Genomic DNA, 18,573 nt, shown 5'->3' with positions numbered 1-18,573 from the left:
TCGCGGTACTGCACACGAAGATGCTCCCACTTTGCGTTCAGCTTGCGACGTTCATTGCCATTATTGAAACTCATGTGCAACCTCCAAATTTTCGATAAAACGTGAAATGTCGAAAATTTGGAAGGCTACGGATATTTCGCCGCTTGGGGCATCCACGAAAAACGGACAAACATAAAGCCTGCTCCTTTTCGGGAGCAGGCTTCCTGAAGCTATAAAAAATAGCCGGACAACAGCCGACTGAGAGATTCTCAAGCGAAAATCACTCAATCAGGCTGTTGCCCGGCTATTTGGTGCTACGTTTCATACATCACCCGGAGGTGACGGCCCGTTGCTCGGTGCGAACAGTCCATATTCAGGGTGCAATGCACCCGATTTATTGTTTTAGGGGGTCACTTCTTTCTTCGGAATGATAAATCAATGCGGAGGAGCGTATTGCAACGGTGGCATTTCAGATGAATCATGCCGCTGCAGCCGTTGATTTTTTGATACAGCTTTATACCACAGTTTTCGCAAAACTGCCAGCCTTCAAGGTGATCTTTCAGTCGATCCTTCATGTCAGCCGACCTCCGTCAACGAAGATGGGTGGCGATGCCGCAGCTTGGATGGGAGAGATGGTAGAAAACTTCCCGCTGGAGGCTCTTTCATCAGCCAATCCGGTTCTATCATTAGCCGATGAACCTGTGCAAAGGGGTGCGGATGAGCACAACCAGCAACTTTGCAGCCTGCAGGTTTTGCTAATAAAAACCTTGAACCGAAATAACTCATGTGTGTACGCCTCCTATCAAATTTTTGTTTAATTCTATATAGCTTTTGGGGAATGTGCTGATTATATCCTAAAAATTTGTATACTTCAATACGTTAAAGAAAGTTTGGAGAACCATTCAAAGAAATGCTCTAAACAAAAGCTGAATACGGTTATTTTGACATAGCAACGCTACTTATATAGAGCGAAGCACTACTTATAAATAGTGGTGTCAGGAATTGAGATTTTGTGATACCAAAAAAGACACCCTCGCTTTTGATAGGAATCTCATGCAGGGATGTCCATATCTCAACGCGAAGGTGTCTTAATAACGAGGGTCATCTCATCACGGCTACGATCTCTTTTATGATGTTTAGTAGCTGATGAAATTGTTCTGGGGAAAGATCACGAGTAATCTGAGAGAAATACTGCAATGCGGCAGTATTCATATCAACTGTTGCGCTTTTATCTATGAAAAGGTCTTCTACGCTGATGTCCAGACCCTTGCAAATACGTTCCAGCGTGTTCAAGGTTGGATTCTGAACGCCGCGCTCAATATGCCCAACGTATGCGGCATTCATGTCACAACGTAAAGCAAAAAGCTCTAGGCTTAACCCCTCTTCTTTGCGTATCTTTCTGATCTGTTCTCCAACAAGGGATGCTGGTTCGGCTGGTTCAGATTCAGACTGATCTTTCGCTTTTTTCACAGAGAACACCTCATTTGCGGCCCATCATCAGATGCCACGGAACGTAAAGGTGAACTCCACAGGCTTAGTCACATCAGGAATATACTCCGGGTGGACATTGGCACCCCAGCTGTCATCACCGCCGACGCCCATCTGCTCGCCGATGGCACGAATCACCGTGTAATGGACCGGGGGCAGCTCGTAGGGGTGTTTGGCGCTCTCCATTTCATGGGGAGTGTAGGGCAGCGCAGAGAAGAACATGGGCTTTGCGGCATCTGCGGTAAACAGCAGCCCGCGACCCTTGCGGTCCACTACCTTTGCCCAGCGCACAGCGGTCTTTGCACCGCACTCCTGCGGCACAAGGTACTGTGCCATGTTGTCTGCGACCTTGTTCTGGTAAATGCCCAGCTTTGCACCATGCTGACGATCCCAGTAGGTCTCCGCAGGGCCGTTTCCGTACCATTCCACCGTGTCGTAGTCAGCGTCGATCTTGAACAGTACGCCGAACTCCGGCATTGCTGCAAGTCCTTCCACCGGGTCGTAGTGCAGGGTGGTCTGGATGCGTCCATCACCGAACACACGGTACTGCAGGCTGCACTCTGCTGCGGGGCTGGTCTGGAGGTTATAGAGATAGGTCACGACCACGCTGTCGGCTTCCACCTCGCAGGTGGGGTTCTGGAGGATAGTGCCGCCATAAACAGACGGAATCTCCTTGCCGATGCCCTTGGCGGTAGCGTACAGACTTGCCAGCTTCCACTGACCGCGAACGCCGCCCATGTTGTTGCCGCAGTCGTTGTCGGTGGGAGCGCGCCAGAAGTTGGGACGGGGGATCTCCTGAATCATCTCTTTGCCGGCATAGCGGTAGGAAGTCAGACCGCCATTCAGATCGGAGAACAAAACATCGAAATTCTCACCCCGGACGCCGATGTTGTGTGTACCGTGCGTAACGGTAAACGGCGTGACCTTCTTGCTGGGAATGGAACGGACCACAGCGATCACACCCTGTCCAAAGGCGACTTCATGGCCTTTCTTTGCCCAGCTGGTGTCCTCCTTCAAACGGAAGCTGATGGTCACTGCATATTCACCGGGGAGCGCAGGAACCATAAACGGCAGCGGGAAGCTGGAACGCTCTTCGGGAGCAACATCAATATTGGTCAGTTCCTGCTGCTGATACAGCTTTCCATCACGGTGCAGCAGAGCAACGCAGTCGAAAGCACCCGTAGAGGTGAACAGGTTCTTATTCCAGACTTCAAATCCAGAATTGTCGATGGAAACGGCGATGTTCTGATAGCAGAACTTGACCTCCTGCATCTTGGGAGAAGGAGCACGGTCACCACCGTAGGCAATGCCGTTTCCGCTGAAATTATAGTCGGTAGGACGCTCACCGAAGTCGCCGCCGTAGGCTTGGAACCACTTGCCGTAGCGGTCTTTTTTCCAGATGGACTGGTCGATGTAATCCCAGATGAAGCCGCCCTGATAGCCGCAGTCCTTCTGGTCGGCAAGTTCCGTGTACTTGTATAAAGCACCGTTGGAGTTGCCCATAGCATGAGAGTATTCGCACTCGATATAAGGCCGCTTATCGCCCTGTGCCAGATACTCTTTAATGTCCTTCACAGTGCTGTACATATGGCTCTCGATATCGGTGGTTTCGAGGAAGCGGGGATCGTTGACCACACCTTCGTAATGCACCAGACGGGTGTCATCAAAGCGGCGGACCATCTCGGCCATCTGGAGCAGAGTCTTGCCGCCAAACGATTCGTTGCCCAGAGACCAGATCAGAACAGCAGGGTGATTTTTGTCACGCTGGTAAGTGGAATTCATGCGGTCAAACAGGACGGCTTTCCACTCCGGCTTATCGTTGGGCAAAACGCCCTCGATGCCGCGAATGCCCGCCTGATGGATGTCCCATGTGCCATGGGATTCCAGATTGTTCTCTGCGATCAGATACAGACCATACTCGTCGCACAGGTCGTACAGCGCATCCTGATTCTGGTAATGGCTGGTACGGATGGCATTGATGTTGTTCTGCTTCATGGTGATGATATCCCGAAGCAGCTCCTCATGGGTGTGTACGCCCACAGCACGACCCGTAATGGAGCTGAACTCATGACGGTTGGCACCCTTGAACACGATGCGCTTGCCGTTGAGCAGCATCCGATTGTTCTTCAACTCGAACTTGCGGAAACCGACTTTCTGCCCGGTCACCTCTACCAGATGGCCTGCATCGTCCAGCAGCTCGATTTCCAGTTCATACAGAGCCGGGTCCTCTGCACTCCACAGGTGGGGGTTCTCCACCGCATGGCTGAACAGAGCAGAGCCGCCGTTCAGTGCGATTTTTTCGGAGAACACTTCCAGTTCACTGCGGCGCAGGGTCAGACGGGCCGCGCCCTTTCCCTCCACCTGCAGTGCGACTTCCAGCGTGGAATGAGTAAAATCATCCCCGGCAAACAACGTTTTGACGGATATATCTTCCAAATGCACGGTGGGGATGGCGTACAGCCACACGCTGCGGAAGATGCCGGAGAAGCGGAAGAAGTCCTGATCTTCGCACCAGCTGGAGGAAGTCCACTTGAACACCTGCACGGCAAGTTTGTTCACGCCCGGCTGGAGATAGGGAGTCAGATCGAATGCGTGTGCGGAGAAGCTGTCCTCGGTGTAACCCACATAAGACCCGTTCAGCCAAAGAGCCATGCCGCTTTCCACACCCTCGAACTCGATGTGGACGGGCTTGCCCTGCATGGATTCCGGCAGCTCGAAGTATTTTACATAGCTTGCCACCGGATTGAACCGCTGCGGGATCTCACCCGGCTGTACTTCTTCACGGCCATCCCACGGATACTGAATATTCGCGTACTGGGGAATGTCGTAGCCCTCCATCTGGATGTGTGCCGGAACATGAATGTCATCCCAGCCGCTGCAATCGTAATCCGTCTTTTCAAAGCCGGGGATGGCACTGGTGTAGTTCTTTGCGTAGGCGAATTTCCAGATACCGTCCAGCTTCAGCGCCAAAGAAGAGGAGCCTGTCCGATATTCTTCGCGGGAAGCGTAAGTACGGAAACTTGCATGAGCATTCAGCACGTTTTCCTTGAAAAAGGTGGGGTCTTTTACTTTTGCAAAATCAAATGCAGCCATATTGTTCCTCATTTACCTTATTATGTGATTGAAAAAAATTCCTTCATCGTCCCCCAGAGGAGATGGGGATTCCTCTGGGGGAACAGCAGATGAAGGAGAAAAAGTGGGTAGCGAAAAGATAGAGAATTACTTCACCGCACCGGTAATGCCCTCTGCGAACTGCTTCTGCAGAACGAAGAACACGATCATGGTGGGGATGGAGCAGAACAGAACGCCCATCATCAACATACCGTAGTCGATGGAGTAGCCGGACGCAATATTGGCGATCAACATCGGCATGGTCTGTGCACGGTTATCGGTCATAACGACCTTCGGCCACATGTAAGCGTTCCATGCGTTCATGAACGTGATGACCGCAGCCGCCGCATAGGTGGATTTCATGATGGGAACATACATCCGGAAGAAGATGCCCGTTTCACTCAGGCCATCAATGCGCGCTGCCTGCATCAGGTCGTTGGGGAAGTTGCGAGAGTTCTGTCGGAACATCATGATCAGGAACGGAGTGGAAATGCTGGGCAGGATGAACGCCCAGACACTATTCAGCAAACCGGCTCTGGACATCATCTTGAACAAAGGAACCATTGTGGCAACCTGCGGCACCATCATGGCGAGCAGCAGGATGCTGAACAAGCGGTCCTTGTTCTTATCATGATACAACTCAAAACCAAATCCTGCAAGAGAGCAGACGAACATGGAAATCACAGTTTGCACGATCGCATACAGGAAGGAGTTGCCCATGGCACCTGCCAGATTTTGCGATGCGATCAGATTTTTGAAGTTCTGCATCGCATAGGTGCCGAACATGATCTTGCCGCGGGCAACATCCAGTGAGGTATTGGTCGCCGCAGAGATCATCCACAACAGCGGGAAAACCGAAATGAACGAGATGATGATCAGGAAGATGTAAGCAGGAATCAGTCTGCGCTGGATCATGTGCTTCTTGCCTTTTTCACGCTGCACAAGTGCGTGGGTTTCTGCTGTATTAGTCACGCTTGTCACCTGCTTTCATGCTGATAAAGGACAGGATGGCAACCATCACGAAGATGACGAAGGACAATGCCGAAGCATAGCCGAAGTTTGCAACGCCCTGACCCATGGAGTTGTTGTAGATGTAGTGCGACATGGTGATCGTTGCATTCGCCGGACCGCCGTTGGTCAGGTTGACCGACTCATCGAACAGCTGCAAGGTACCGTTGATGGACATGATGGCGGTCATCACGATGGTGGGCATCAGCAGCGGAACAGTGATCTTCCAGAACGTCTGCCAGCCGTTGGCACCGTCAATTTTGGCTGCTTCGTACACCGAATAGTCGATGTTTTGCAAACCGGCCAAGAAGAACACCATATTGTAACCCGTCCAACGCCAGATCAGAGCCAGAATAATGATGATCTTTGCGCTGGTGGGATTGCCGAGGAAGTTGTAGTGCGTTTGCAGGATGCCCAGCTTGCACAAAACCGTGTTTACCAGACCATCCGTTGCAAACAGGGACTTGAAGATCAGGGAGTACGAAACAAGAGAAGTTGCACAAGGCAGAAATACGCAGGTGCGGAAGAATCCCTTGAACTTCAAGTCGTGATTGTTCAGCAGCTGTGCCAGCAGAATGGCCAGAATCAGCATGATCGGAACTTCTACGACCAGATACAGGAAGGTGTTTCCCATCGAGCGCAGGAACAGTGCATCCTTGAACATTCGGGTATAGTTGTAGGTCAGCGGGCTGGCCCACTTCATATTTGCACTGGAACCCGTTTTCAGGGAGGTCAGAAAGCCGTTGATGATGGGGATAAAACTCATGATGGTAATAAGGACCGTGCCGGGCATCAGGTAATACCAGCCCGCACGACGCTGTTTTGCCATCAGAGAACCGCTTTTTTCGTTCTTCAATGTCAAACCCTCCTTCGGATGAATCAGAAGGTCTTAAAGACCCATCTCGAAGCGGAGCTGCTGTTCAGCATTTGCCAGTTCATCATCCAGATTGGAGCCGTTGATGGTGTTGATCACAGCAGTGGTCAGATACACACCAGCACGAACGTGATAATCGCTCTGCTCGATGATGGGAACATTCTTACTCATCTCAACGATCTGCTTATAAATCGGCTCATTGTTGAAGAACTCCACGCCCTCGTTGTAAACATCGGAGTCTGCACACTTCAGAACCGTGGTGATAACACCGCCGTCACGCAGGGCGTTATCATAGGTCTGGGTGCTGCCGCCAAAGGTGTAAGCGAGGAAGGACTTTGCCAGATCGACATTGCCGCAGTTGGCAGTGATATACAAACTGCTACCGCCGTTGGAAGCATAGCCCTCGCCGCCGTCCAGCTTAGGAATGGTGGTGATCTGCCACTTGCCGGAGTTCCCGGTGACAGCCTCCATGGTGGGGATGATCCAGTTGCCCTGCACAACACCGGCAACCATGTCACCCTGAATGCTCTGGTCGATGTAGTCGCTCCAGCTGTTCGCCAGATAGCAGACGTTTTTCTTTGCCATGTCAACGATTGTTTCGCAGACACGGTGCATCGTTTCATTTTCAGTGATGTAAGGCTCACCATCCTTGAACTCGGCAACGCCCTCAGACTGCATCATAATGTAGATCAGGTCGCCGTTATCGCCGCTGCAGGAGAACAGATACTTGCCAGTTTTGGCATAAACATCTTCACCGACTTTGGTTACATCGGCCCAAGTTGCACCGGTCATGTCATCGATAGTCTTGCCGACCTGCTCCAGCAGATCGGTGCGATATGCAAAGATAACGGTGCTGTTATCCACAGGCACACCGTAGTGAACACCGTCCACGATGGAGTAGGACAGCTTTTCCTTTCCGAAGCCATCCCAGTCAACATCGGCACCTTCCATAGGAACGAAGGCGTCCGGATAATCGGAAACATAACGCTGGATGTAGTGATCCTGGAACTGCACGATGTCGGGCAGATTGGAATAATCGTGTGCAGAACCTGCCAGCGTGATGGCATTTTCTACATCACCTGCACCGGACTGCTCGATCACTTCCAGTTCAAACTCCGGGTCAACATTCTCCTTGTAGTCTGCGGCAGCAGCGTTCAGAGCCGGGATATTGAAATTCTTATCCCATGCGTAGGCAGTCAGCTTGTGACCACCGGGCTGAGAACCGCCAACACTTGCACTGCCGGAAGCAGCAGTGGAAGAACCAGAGCTGCCACCGCAAGCGGTCAGGGCTGCAGCTGCACCTGCAGCAGCCATAACGGACAGAAATGCGCGACGCGAGATCTTTTTCATAATGCCTTCTCCTTCATTCATGAAACCTTGAAAAAGTTGACGAATCCGAGAAATTTGAAGAAAGAATCGAACGCATTCACAAGTTGAACAATTCTTTTCTCCAAGCTCTCGTTTGTTGTAGTCATTATAACAGGTTTTGCGGTTGAAATGCGGGTGCATCCAATCAAAAAACACGCAGATTCAATCAGAATCCGGCCGTGTTTCTGCGCGTAAAACGATGACTTCGTCAGCTTGACCAAAGAAGAAAGGTTTTCTTTGACACAATGCCAAAAAGTCTTTCTCTTATGGATCGGATGGATGCTTCCATCCTTTCTTGGCAGAGATCTTCTTGTCCAATACTCGACCACGGTAGTCGCTGTTGTTTTTCTTATACTGGTATGGCGAAACACCCATGATCTTCTGAAAATTGCGGTTGAAGGAGGAAACATCCTGATATCCGACCCGCAGAGCAACCTCCGTCATGGGATAATTGGTGGAATTGAGCAGTTCATAGGCTTTCTGGATGCGTACCATCGTCAGATATTCGACTGGCGACATATTGAGATATTCTTTGAACTTACGGCGCAGCTGTGCCTCGCTCAAGGAACAGATGGACGCAAGATCTTCCCCGGAGATTGGATTCATATAGTGCATCCCGATGTATTCAATAGCGGGTATGATCTGCTGCGGTCCAACCGTCATGGGGCGGATATGGGTTTTCTTCTCCGTATAGCTGCGGGTGATTAGGAGCAGCAGCGATGTCATAAGATTCTGTTTCACGGCTTTATGGTACTCATGCTTTGTCTGGCATTCGTTCAGCACCATGGTAATAAGCCGTTCCAGTTCTACTGCATCCTCTTGCGGAAGGCATAGAGCCTCACTGGAGAGCCGATGCAGAACAGATTCTACAAACAGAGGGTCGTTTGGAAAGGCACTGTTCAGGATTCCGGCAGGATCAAAGAAGAGATATTCCCATGAGTTCAGGCTTTTATCACGGCTCAAAGTTGTGTGCAGACAGTTTGCGGGAACCACTGTAACTGCACCATCGGTATAGTCGATGCGCTGATCTTCCAGAACCATGAGACCCTGCCCCCAGCGGCAGATACCAATCTCCATAACATTGTGGAAATGGACATCCTCGGCATAGGTGCCATAGGTGCAGACCCAGTCCTCTCCTGTAATGGCCTGCACCAGTTCGCCTTCCGGCAGCTCATAGTAGCGGTAGGTGATCCTTGGCTTATTTGCTTCCTTGTTAGGTTTCATATACTTCTTTCTCCACACAATATAAGGCGTTACGCAGGATACAGTACCTATACAATCTGCCCATCCGCATCGGACGCAACTGCTGGTTGGGTGCTGGCGTGATCGTGGTGCCGGGTGTTACCATTGGGGATAATACGGTGATCGGTGCGGGAAGCGTTGTGACAAAGGACATTCCTGCTAACGTAGTGGCGGTAGGAAATCCATGCCATGTGCTGCGCCCCATCAGCGAACACGACAAAGAGTATTTCTATCGGGATCGAAAAATCAACTGGGAAACGTTGTAACTAAAGAGAGCTAACAGCTCCAAAGGAAAAGTTATGAGTTACGCAATCGTATTCAGCAGCAAAACAGGAAACACGGAATTACTGGCAGACACACTGCACAGCTGCCTGCCGCAGGCAGAGTGCTGTTATTTTGGCAACCCGAACCCTGCCGCCATGGAAGCGGACACTCTTTATGTGGGCTTCTGGACGGACAAGGGAAAAGCAGATGAAAGCACTTCGGACTTTTTGAAGCAGTAACAGGTGTTTTTGTTTGGTACCGCTGGTTTTGGCGGCAGCGAAGAATATTTTAACAAGATCCTGAAAGCTGTGCAGAAAGATCTGCACAGCAGCAACACGGTGATCGGCAGCTTCATGTGTCAGGGAAAGATGCCGATGTCGGTACGCCAGCGGTATGAGAACATGAAAAAACAGCCGCTTCATCTGCCCAATCTGAACGCAATGATCGAGAATTTCGACAAGGCTCTTTCTCACCCGGATGCAGATGATCTGGAGCGGCTGAAACAGGCTGTGAAATAAGATGGGTTTTATGGATGTGTTCATCGGTTTGAACTTTGACACACTCCGTATCCCTATAAGAGACATCTCTAAAATAACGGCACATCGAAAATCGAATACGGCACGATAGACGGCAGCGTTCTCATTTTCGCTTTTGCAAAATCAGAACGCTGCTTTTTTTGTGCCATCATTTGTGCTATCACCAGAAAAGCGGAAAGTTCCTGCTCCGCAGCATTTTCTGGCTGTGGCATACCATATCCGATTCATACGAATCAATTGGAGGCAGCTGTGTTGTTTTCTGTGTACTTAACTGTCCTTGAAGATAAAAGCGAAGAAGAACAATTTATAGCCGCTTATAATACCTACAAGCGGCTGGTCTATCATACAGCTTACAAGGAGGTCTCTTTATGTTAGAGCATTTTTTTAAATCGTTAGTTGCAATAGTTTCTGACCCTTACCAATGCAATCGCATCACGGATGCGTTGGCGGCAGCTGGAATTAAATTCTATTGCAAATCCAAAGATGTCAATCGGCATAACACATTTGACCAAGCGAGAATTGGAACTCTCGGCATAAAACCGAGGTATGTCACAGAGGTGTTTGTGGACAAAGAAAATGTTGATATGGCTCTGCACATTATACATACCCTGTCATAAGCCCGGAGTCCCCCCCTGCGAACCAAACATTCCGATATAAAAAGGACGCTGCCGCCTCTGGGTAAGAGGTTGCAGCGTCTTTTTGGTATCAGAGGGCGAATGATCAGTCAGACTAAACGGCTCCCAACGAATGCGATGCTTTTAGCTTGCGTCTTTCTGTTCGTCAAGAATGCGCCAGCCGTCCATCAGGTCTGAATTTTCCATAATAAAGGTGTGGGCGGTATCCTGTCCCCACGAGTTGTCGTATTTCAGCATCAGATAATCGCTCAACTCGGTCCGATTTTTGAACTTCGACAAGCGATACGGCTCCTGAAAAGCGACCTTTTCGACGAAATATACCGCATCCGATGTGGGAAGCATAACGCCGACATGACCGATCATAAGAGAATTGTCCGTTTCAGAGAACTGATCGTGCAGGACTACGGAGACGAGACGGATTTTATCATCGTCCACGAAGGAGAGACCGCGTTTCTTCCATTCCTGTTGAATCGTTTTCAAATGGGTAGGAATATCGGTCGTATTGGTGGTTTTAACCGGGGCGAACAGCGCATCAAACTTTTGCCGTTCGTCGCCGCAAAGGGATTCCGGGTCAGAATCCAGCGTTTCATAGTCCATAAACAGGGTGTCCTCGGCTGAGTCAAGGTCTGCCTTGCCCGTGACAGTGATAAAATCACCGAACAGCCCACAAGCGGTGATCCGACAATTCCAGCCGGGGAAGGTGTCATATTTTTCCGTCCATGCGTCCTGCATGGAGTAAGGATCGTATTTCAGATCCGAAGGCTTGGCGTTTTCAAACCCTGTGGTGAGCCATGCCGGGTCCACAGCATTATTGAACTTTTGCACATGATCAAAGAAGGTCTGTATCCGTAGGTCAGATACGCCGGCATCCTGCAAAAGTTTGGAAAGAAGATCCTGTGTTTCCGAATCAGCCAAATTGGAGTATTCGATTTGCTGAAGGACGGGCTGAGAAGTTTTTTGAGTGCAGCCTCCTGCCAGAAGCGCACCGCAAAAAAGTGCAGCGGTGCAGACAAGAAAAGTTCGACGTTTCAAAAATGGTCACCTCGTTGTGTTTTTCGGAAAATTTCTTTGAGTGACGGAGTCTCCACCATAGGCGAAGAGAGCAATGGTGGAGGTCTCGTAACGAATGGTATCACAGATAAACAAAGAAAATCAATGACGTCTGTCGTATTTGATCATATATAATGTTGCAGTATCCATATCCCATACGGATAACGCCCATTTGGGGAAAGACAATGCGGCAGTTTTCTGAACGATTTTCTTCATGTCGGACACAACAGGAGTATACCCAAGTTGGAATAAGAATTTTCCGTTTTTTCCGAATGGAAGGTTCAAATCGCTTTCCAGATAGACGGAGGATACCAACTTGCGAAGCGCGGCACGGCAATCCCTTAGATTTCCCCATGCTGCAGTGGGAGTTTGAAGAAAAGCCTCGTCCACATTATAATAGGCCGTAATCGTGATGTGCGTGAGGCTTTCCGCTGTATAAGATTTGAAGAGCCAGGAAGATCCATATGGCATCTTTTCTAGACCGATTTCACATAGATAATGCTGCTCTTCTGAGATGTGCTTCTTCTTTTTCATACATTCTTTCGCTTGTATAATGCCGGGCAGATGTTCTTCGGCGGGGCTTCTTCCAAGGCAACACCAAGACCCACACGATTGTGTCGTGTGGGTCTTGGTGTCTTATGGGTCGAGAGAGCAGGAACTGTTCTCAATTATTCATTGCTGCACGAAACTGTTTGTTTGCTTCTTCAACTTTCAGACGAGACAGAATGAAGGTGATGATGGCATCCAGAGCAAACGGAATCACCAGATACATGATCTTCAGCATATTGATGCAGGAATCCGGCTGAACGGTCAGAGCGCTGTCAAAATGGCTTGCTGCCAGCAGCCAGCCGGTGATGGCAGTACCCAGACCGCCGCCCAGCTTCACACCGAGAGAAGTGCAGGAGTACATCGTGCCATCCACGCGCTTATGCTTCGTCAGCCAAGTGTACTCGGAGCAGGCTGCGATCACGGCGTTCATGTCGCCCTGCCAAGGACCCTGACCCAGAGCAGCGATTGCGGTAAAGAGCAGCATCAGGGGAACATTACCGCTGCCCATATAACCTGCCACAGCGACCAGAGCACGGGCAACGGTTGCCAGAGTATAGCTCATGACGTTCAGCTTGTACATTCCGCTCCATTTGGCAACCAGCGTCGGGGTGAATACCAGAGCGATGATCAGAGGAATATTGACTGCCCAAGAGAACACGCCAAACAGATTCTGGTTGCCGAGAATATAGGTTGCATAGTAGGTGCCCATGCTGATCATGGCACCGTAGATCTGCTGCAAAATGTAGGTGATGCAAATCATCATATAGTATTTGTTACCAACCAGCAGCTTTGCAGCCTGAACTAGATTGTACTTTTCGTCCTGCTCGATTTCCTTTTTGTCGGTGGTATCCACCAATTCGCCTTCCGGCAGTTCCTTCACGGAGAAAACGGAGAGGGTGTTGACAAGCAGACCGATGATGGCGTAGATGATTGCAACAGTGCGCCAACCGGCAGCACCACCGCCCAATGCCGTAACAGCACCCAGCGTGATGGACTGGATGAGCAGGCTGGTGGCAAAGGCGAACATGAAACGCCAAGAACCCATCTCGACCTGCTCTGCGCTGTTCTTGGTCACAAGGGCGGTCAGGGCGGAATAAGCGATGTTGTTGGCGGTGTAGAACACGGCGTTCAGCAGGGTATAAGCGATCAGGAACCATGCATACTGTGCAAACTGACCGAGATTCGTGGGAATTGCAAAAATTGCCACCAGCGTGATGGCACAGCCGATATAGCCGTACAGCATCCACGGACGAGCCTTGCCCATCTTAGAGTGCGTTTTGTCAATCAAAGAGCCAAAGAAGATATCCGTTACACCATCCAGCAGCTTAGAGGCCGCGATCAGGGTGCCGACGATGCCGGGGTTCAAACCAACCGTGTTGGTCAGATAGATCATTACAAAGGATGACAGGAATGCGTATACCACGTTGCCTGCAATATCACCCGAACCATAGCCAACTTTGTTGTACCATTTCAAATAGCGCTTTTCCGTCATTTTCCGACTCTCCTCATTTACTTCGATTTTACAAGGCTTACGCTTTTTCGGCAAGATGTCAAATTCTCTTGCGTTTTGTCCGAAAGTATTATAAAATTTATATTGAAAAAATCATATTGAAAAAATGGGACAAAGTATGCACAAAATCACACAGTTTGTGGAAATCAAACAGAACGCATTCCGATTCCGGCGAAGTCTTTAAGAAAGAAGATGGTATTGAGATGTATTTCAACTCTGGCTACTTAAATAACTCTCGTCTTGATTTCAAGGATTACACAAAACCGTTGGTGGTAGGAAGCTGCGGCACCTACCGTCTGAAAAAGCGTCCCATGCTGCCGACATACTGGAAGAAGGGCCGCAGAGACTATCAGATCTTATATGTGGCATCGGGCAAGGCGCATTTCTGGTTCGATGGTGTTGAGGAAGTGGTGACTTCTGGACACATGGTGCTTTACAAGCCCAAAGAGGTTCAAAAGTACGTTTACTATGTTGAAGAGCACCCGGAGGTGTTCTGGGTTCATTTTACCGGCTATGACGTTAAGAACATTCTGGAGTACCATGGCATCTCTTTGGATCAGCACGTCTTTTTCAGTGGAACCCTGCCGGAGTATAAGATGTCGTTCCGAAAAATTATTCGGGAACTTCAGCAATGCGAATACGGGTATGAAGATTACATCGCTTCGTTGTTCAACAACATTCTGTTGCTTGTCAGCCGCCAGCAGCAGAACGGCGAAAACTATACCGTGACGATCCCCGAAGAAATTGAGATGGCGGTTTCTTATTTTAACGAAAACTACAATACGAAGATCAGCGTGGCGCAGTATGCCGAATCGCTACATATCAGTACGAACTGGTTCATTCGCAATTTCAAACAGCACATGAAGATAAGTCCGGCGCAGTACCTTCTCTCCTTGCGGATGGTCAACGCACAGAGCTTGTTGGAAAATACCGATTACAGTGTCGGTGAAATCGCTGAGATCGTTGGGTACGATAACCAGCTTTACTTTAGCCGGGTGTTCAAAAAAGAGTATGGCATCAGTCCAGTACAGTATAGGAAAAGAGCAGAAAACCAAAGTGCGGCACCGATAGAATCTGATGTTGGAGAAATCACCTGTGAAAATTAAAGCGGGAGTATTACGGTACGCAGTGCCAGCAAGCAATGTTTTCGTCTATACAAAAACACTTTTTGCGTTGCAAAATGCTTGTTGGGGAAGTGCCCCAAACCCCTTTGTTCTGCATTTTTCAATGCAGGCTGTGCGTCCCGGCGGGACGCTTTTTACCCGGTGATGCTTTCCGGGTCGTTGAGGACTTGCATAAGGTGAGAAGCGGCTTCTGCCAGAGAAGCATACTTCATCTGTTCCGGGACAGGCGCATTCAGAAGTGAAATGCCCCATTCCTGCATACAGTCTGCAAGCTACTTCTGCGCCAGCAGTGCAGCCTCCCGGCGCACTTCCGAGGAAGTGTCTCTGTCCAGAACATAGGCGGCATGAAACCTGCCGTTGCGATCTTCCGTCAACTGCACCATGGAATTGTGGTCGATCCAGAAATGGCAGAAACGAGCCCTGCCGCCGATTTCTTCCATTTCGGAGCGCAGCTCTTCTTCATCGCTCCATTGCGGCATTTCGGAGAGAATGCTCTGCAACTGCTCATACGCCTGCTGCTCGGCAGGGGTGACTTTCTTGCAGTGGTATTCCCGCTGGATGGTGCGCTGCCAGTACAATGCCAACTTGCCCTGTTTTGCTTGCCCGATTGCGTCCTGAATATCAGCTAAAATGCTGTACTGTAGTTTTCTCATCTTGACTCCCAAAAACAATCAACTCTTTAGGACGCAATACGTCCTATAAGAATGATTATAGCCGAAAGAAATGCAAAAGAAAAGCGCATCGGCTAAATTTCAGCCGATGCGCTTGCAAAGTTTGCGGTTCATTCCTCGTTTGTGAGGTAAGGGAGATTGCCGATATAGGTGTCCAGCAGATCGAGTGCCGCTTTTTTCTGGATGGGAGTCAAACCTTCCAGCCGCTTGCAGATTTCATCGTCGGTCACATGGGATGCGCTGGGAACCAGATCGCACAGCAGTGTGTCTGCGGAAATATTCAGAGCATTCAGAAGTTTAACAATGGTGGCAAGACCGGGTTCCTTTAAGCCGCGCTCTACCATGCCGATATAGTTGGAAGAAAGTTCGGATTTTTCCGCAAGCTGTTCCAGCGTCAACCCATGCTGTATCCGCTGCTCCCGTAGTCGCTGTCCAAAAAGCTCTTTCATAGTGCAACCTCATCCTATCGTGTTCTTTACACTCCATAGAATACCTGTTAGCCACACCGATATACACAATCGAAAGAGATGAACAATTCCGTTAAAGATTGAACTAACGAAAAAAAGATTGCCGGAAGCAGACCTCTTACGGTCAACTCCCGGCAATTTGTTCTTATCGAGCCTGCTCGTTCTCCTGTGCTGGCTTTTCTTCCGCAAAAAATCGTTCCACGTTTTTCTGTGCCCGAACCAGTTCTTGCATCTCGTTCCGTGCCTTGCGGTAGTCCGGGTAGGCTGCTTTCTTTTGGGTCAGTAGTTCTGCAAACTCCGCATCCAACTCCTTGACCTTTGGGAGCGTTTTCAAATTGGATTCATCAAACGCCGTTTTCGCCGCCTTGTGCAGGGTGATCTCCTCCCGGTGGGCTTCCAGATACTTTTTGCTGTACCCTGACTTGCGGTAGGCATCATAGACCGAGCGAGTCTTGGCATAGTTGATGATGTGGGTTTTCAGCACGGCAATCTCCGTCAGCCTTGCTTCTGCTGCCTTGATGGAATCCCCCATAGCATGATAACGTTCCGTTGCCGCCGTCGCACGTTCCCGCAGTTCCTCTGCGCTACCGATTTTCTGCTCCTGCAAGAACAGCAGGGTTTTGGACATCTCTTTCAGATTGAACTTGGTTGCCCACTTTTTGTAGCCGACACTTTTGCCCTCTGCCATTTTCCTCTGAATATCCACCAGCAACTGGAAGGGCTGTTCTTTGAGCGGCTGCTTCTGATACGGCTTGTGCTCAGCCTTTCCCGCCAGCACTGCCTTGATCTCGTCCTCACTGTACCCAGTGCCCAGTGTGCGGAAACGGATAAAGCGCTTCTGCCGTGCGCCCTTCACCGCTGTGTGCTTACCACGCTTCACCTCATAGCCCTGCTGCTCCAGCTTTTGCAAAAATGCTTCGTAGTCCCCCGGCTTTTCTGCAAGGATGGTGTCAATGATTCCGCACAGGCGGTCACGGTTACTTTCCTTGGGCGGATAGACGATGCGCTTCTGCCGTTCCCGATAAGGCTTGTACTCGATGGTTGAGAGCTGATGCTCCAAACAAATCAGGTCGCTCAACCGCTGCACCGCAAAGGTAGAAAGCCAGAAATTTTTGAATTTCCGGGTTCCATCCAAGGCAGTGGAATTATAAATAATGTGGTTGTGGATGTGCGCCCGGTCGGTGTGGGTAGCAACGATAAAAGCGTGTTTGCCCTTCAAAAAACGCTCGGCGAACTCGTAGCCGATGCGGTTGGCTTCCTCCGGCGTGACCTCCCCCGGCTTGAAGGATTGCCGCACCTGATAGGCGATGACATCACTTTTCTGGCTGCGCCCGGTGGTCTGCTCGTACAGCCGTTTCGTCAGCAGAAATTCCTCGTCTATGGTCAGCGGGCTGCACTGGTAGCTGCTGACCAGTTCGCCCTGCTCGGTCTTGTCCGGGTTCTGGATATAGCTGGTATGGTTATGCAGACAAACCCCGATGGACTTTCCTTTATTTTTCCGCATGGGAATCAACCGTGTTGCTGCCAGTGCCACCACCCCCTTTCAAAAAGAAAATGCCGCACATCGGCGGCATTAGGACTATTTGGATAATTTTTCGTGATCGGCAGCACCTGTCAAATACATGGCTTCCAGCCGAACACTCTCTAATTCGTTACTGATTGCATCCAATTCCAGATAGAGGCTCCATGCTTCTTCGCTGATAAGAGCTTTCAGCGCATTCTCTGCGGTGATCTTTTTCTGGATCAGTGCATGGTATTCATCATCGTCTGCAAATTGTCGTTGAAGAATATCTTTCAGATTTTCCCAATAATAGTCGGTCATAGCATCCGTGTCCATCGAATCCCTCACAATCCGGCAATCCAGCCATTAAAACGCTCCGCTGCCTCTACGATCAAAGCACCCATAAAAATCAGCGAAAAGCAGCCAAACTCTGCCACCAGCAAAATCAAAAACTGCAGCCACTCCCGGCAGTACAGCGTATAAAGACCGCAGCCGAAAATATACAGCATAGGCAGTGCTAGCACAAACGCTGATAGGTTCAGTGTCCATTTCAGCATCAGCACCAGAAACGCACTCAGGAGAACCACAGGAAACAGGAGAACCTTTGCTACGAATTTCATATTGACACCGCCTTTCTGCTTTCAGTATATGGATAGTGCATGAGCCTGTCAATGGTATTGTCCCTTATGTACCCCCGCAACCCTCCAACTGCGGGGGAAAATTTTAGAGTTCTGCCAGCCGTGCGAGAATTTTTCTGCCAATGTCAATCAGCTCATCCAGCCTCTGCCGCAGGTCCTCCATGTCCGCAGCATAGACCCGACCATTTTCATTGGCAGCTTTGGCATACTGGTTCAGGTTGTTGCTGCACATCTGCAAAAGATACGCCATGCGCCGCAGTTGCGGCAGGTCAAGGTTCAGGCAGTAGCCGTCCAGTGCCATCTTGCGGATATAGGCGCTCAGGCTGCGGATGCCCATGCCCAACATCTTTTCATAAATGTGGCTTTTCTCAGCTTTTGTTGTTCTCAGGATAATGATTTCATCCCGCTTTTCCCTCACCGGGCATCACCGTCCTTGTCGTAATAACTGCGGAAGGGCTTCACCGGCTCCGGCTTGTCCGACTTTTCCTCCAGTGCCGCCAGCACCGAGGGGCGGCGAGGTGCGTCCTCCTGTTCTTCCTCATCCTGTTCCGGGTCGTG

General features: G+C 50.0%; 19 protein-coding genes and 2 pseudogenes. 5 read left to right on the top strand and 16 right to left on the bottom strand.

The window, feature by feature from the left end:
• Window positions 1-440 precede the first annotated feature (440 nt).
• Entirely contained in the window at window positions 441-797 is a 357-nt protein-coding gene (locus C4N24_RS14245) for a hypothetical protein (RefSeq protein ID WP_112091949.1), read from the top strand.
• A gap of 283 nt (window positions 798-1,080) precedes the next feature.
• On the opposite strand, the gene C4N24_RS14240 is transcribed toward C4N24_RS14245, so the two are convergent.
• The 6 genes from C4N24_RS14240 to C4N24_RS14210 form a co-directional block, all read right to left on the bottom strand.
• A complete protein-coding gene (locus tag C4N24_RS14240) occupies window positions 1,081-1,449 on the bottom strand; it encodes a helix-turn-helix domain-containing protein (RefSeq protein ID WP_112091948.1) in 369 nt (122 codons plus the stop codon).
• Window positions 1,450-1,476: 27 nt separating this feature from the next.
• Window positions 1,477-4,560, bottom strand: a complete 3,084-nt coding sequence (locus C4N24_RS14235) for a glycoside hydrolase family 2 TIM barrel-domain containing protein (RefSeq protein ID WP_112091947.1) — start codon at window positions 4,558-4,560, stop codon at window positions 1,477-1,479.
• Window positions 4,561-4,686: 126 nt separating this feature from the next.
• Entirely contained in the window at window positions 4,687-5,550 is an 864-nt protein-coding gene (locus C4N24_RS14230; protein WP_347475246.1) for a carbohydrate ABC transporter permease, read from the bottom strand.
• Window positions 5,543-6,442, bottom strand: a complete 900-nt coding sequence (locus tag C4N24_RS14225) for a carbohydrate ABC transporter permease (RefSeq protein WP_112091946.1) — start codon at window positions 6,440-6,442, stop codon at window positions 5,543-5,545. The genes C4N24_RS14230 and C4N24_RS14225 overlap by 8 nt, the downstream gene beginning before the upstream one ends.
• A gap of 33 nt (window positions 6,443-6,475) precedes the next feature.
• Window positions 6,476-7,810, bottom strand: a complete 1,335-nt coding sequence (locus tag C4N24_RS14220; protein WP_112091945.1) for an ABC transporter substrate-binding protein — start codon at window positions 7,808-7,810, stop codon at window positions 6,476-6,478.
• Between the two features lie 282 nt (window positions 7,811-8,092).
• Entirely contained in the window at window positions 8,093-9,052 is a 960-nt protein-coding gene (locus C4N24_RS14210) for an AraC family transcriptional regulator (protein WP_112091943.1), read from the bottom strand.
• Window positions 9,053-9,081: 29 nt separating this feature from the next.
• Here C4N24_RS14210 and C4N24_RS14205 point away from each other — a divergent pair.
• Window positions 9,082-9,336: pseudogene (locus C4N24_RS14205) on the top strand (DapH/DapD/GlmU-related protein); the annotation flags it as partial.
• Between the two features lie 33 nt (window positions 9,337-9,369).
• Window positions 9,370-9,852: pseudogene (gene bilS, locus C4N24_RS14200) on the top strand (flavodoxin family protein BilS).
• Window positions 9,853-9,920: 68 nt separating this feature from the next.
• Here bilS and C4N24_RS15460 read toward each other — a convergent pair.
• The gene (locus tag C4N24_RS15460) at window positions 9,921-10,082 is read right to left on the bottom strand and encodes a hypothetical protein (RefSeq protein ID WP_181573115.1); all 162 of its coding nucleotides are present in this window, start codon (window positions 10,080-10,082) and stop codon (window positions 9,921-9,923) included.
• A gap of 156 nt (window positions 10,083-10,238) precedes the next feature.
• On the opposite strand from C4N24_RS15460, the gene C4N24_RS14190 reads away from it, so the two are divergent.
• Window positions 10,239-10,487 carry a hypothetical protein gene (locus C4N24_RS14190; RefSeq protein ID WP_112091941.1) on the top strand — a complete coding sequence of 83 codons (249 nt, stop codon included), beginning with the start codon at window positions 10,239-10,241 and terminating at the stop codon, window positions 10,485-10,487.
• A gap of 141 nt (window positions 10,488-10,628) precedes the next feature.
• Here the strand turns inward: C4N24_RS14190 and C4N24_RS14185 are convergent, their stop codons facing one another.
• From C4N24_RS14185 to C4N24_RS14175, 3 genes are all read right to left on the bottom strand, one after another.
• Window positions 10,629-11,537: a DUF4300 family protein gene (locus C4N24_RS14185; protein ID WP_242983293.1), complete on the bottom strand. Its 909-nt coding sequence runs from the start codon at window positions 11,535-11,537 to the stop codon at window positions 10,629-10,631.
• A 120-nt stretch (window positions 11,538-11,657) separates the two neighbouring features.
• Window positions 11,658-12,089 (bottom strand): hypothetical protein, encoded by a 432-nt coding sequence (locus C4N24_RS14180; RefSeq protein WP_112091940.1) that lies wholly within the window; start codon window positions 12,087-12,089, stop codon window positions 11,658-11,660.
• Between the two features lie 130 nt (window positions 12,090-12,219).
• Complete coding sequence (locus C4N24_RS14175) at window positions 12,220-13,596, bottom strand: MFS transporter (RefSeq protein WP_112091939.1); 1,377 nt, start codon at window positions 13,594-13,596, stop codon at window positions 12,220-12,222.
• A 221-nt stretch (window positions 13,597-13,817) separates the two neighbouring features.
• Here C4N24_RS14175 and C4N24_RS14170 point away from each other — a divergent pair, with 221 nt between their 5' ends.
• Window positions 13,818-14,720, top strand: a complete 903-nt coding sequence (locus tag C4N24_RS14170; protein WP_112091938.1) for a helix-turn-helix domain-containing protein — start codon at window positions 13,818-13,820, stop codon at window positions 14,718-14,720.
• Between the two features lie 290 nt (window positions 14,721-15,010).
• On the opposite strand, the gene C4N24_RS14165 is transcribed toward C4N24_RS14170, so the two are convergent.
• The 6 genes from C4N24_RS14165 to C4N24_RS14140 all read right to left on the bottom strand — a co-directional run bounded on the left by C4N24_RS14165 (window position 15,011) and on the right by C4N24_RS14140 (window position 18,433).
• Window positions 15,011-15,391, bottom strand: coding sequence for a hypothetical protein (locus tag C4N24_RS14165; RefSeq protein WP_146746816.1), 381 nt, complete (start codon window positions 15,389-15,391; stop codon window positions 15,011-15,013).
• A gap of 128 nt (window positions 15,392-15,519) precedes the next feature.
• Window positions 15,520-15,858 carry a helix-turn-helix domain-containing protein gene (locus C4N24_RS14160; protein ID WP_112091936.1) on the bottom strand — a complete coding sequence of 113 codons (339 nt, stop codon included), beginning with the start codon at window positions 15,856-15,858 and terminating at the stop codon, window positions 15,520-15,522.
• A 163-nt stretch (window positions 15,859-16,021) separates the two neighbouring features.
• A complete protein-coding gene (locus C4N24_RS14155; protein ID WP_112091950.1) occupies window positions 16,022-17,404 on the bottom strand; it encodes a relaxase/mobilization nuclease domain-containing protein in 1,383 nt (460 codons plus the stop codon).
• Window positions 17,405-17,455: 51 nt separating this feature from the next.
• On the bottom strand, window positions 17,456-17,698 hold the full coding sequence (locus C4N24_RS14150; protein WP_143405853.1) for a hypothetical protein: 243 nt from the start codon (window positions 17,696-17,698) through the stop codon (window positions 17,456-17,458).
• A 23-nt stretch (window positions 17,699-17,721) separates the two neighbouring features.
• Window positions 17,722-17,997: a hypothetical protein gene (locus C4N24_RS14145; RefSeq protein ID WP_097801785.1), complete on the bottom strand. Its 276-nt coding sequence runs from the start codon at window positions 17,995-17,997 to the stop codon at window positions 17,722-17,724.
• Between the two features lie 103 nt (window positions 17,998-18,100).
• Window positions 18,101-18,433 (bottom strand): plasmid mobilization protein, encoded by a 333-nt coding sequence (locus tag C4N24_RS14140; protein WP_097801784.1) that lies wholly within the window; start codon window positions 18,431-18,433, stop codon window positions 18,101-18,103.
• Between the last annotated feature and the right edge of the window lie 140 nt (window positions 18,434-18,573).

The sequence above is a fragment of the Faecalibacterium prausnitzii genome (assembly GCF_003287405.1).
GTDB lineage: Bacteria > Bacillota > Clostridia > Oscillospirales > Ruminococcaceae > Faecalibacterium > Faecalibacterium intestinale.
Note: the sequence above shows the minus strand (reverse complement) of the source record. Positions and strands in the feature narration are given on the sequence as shown.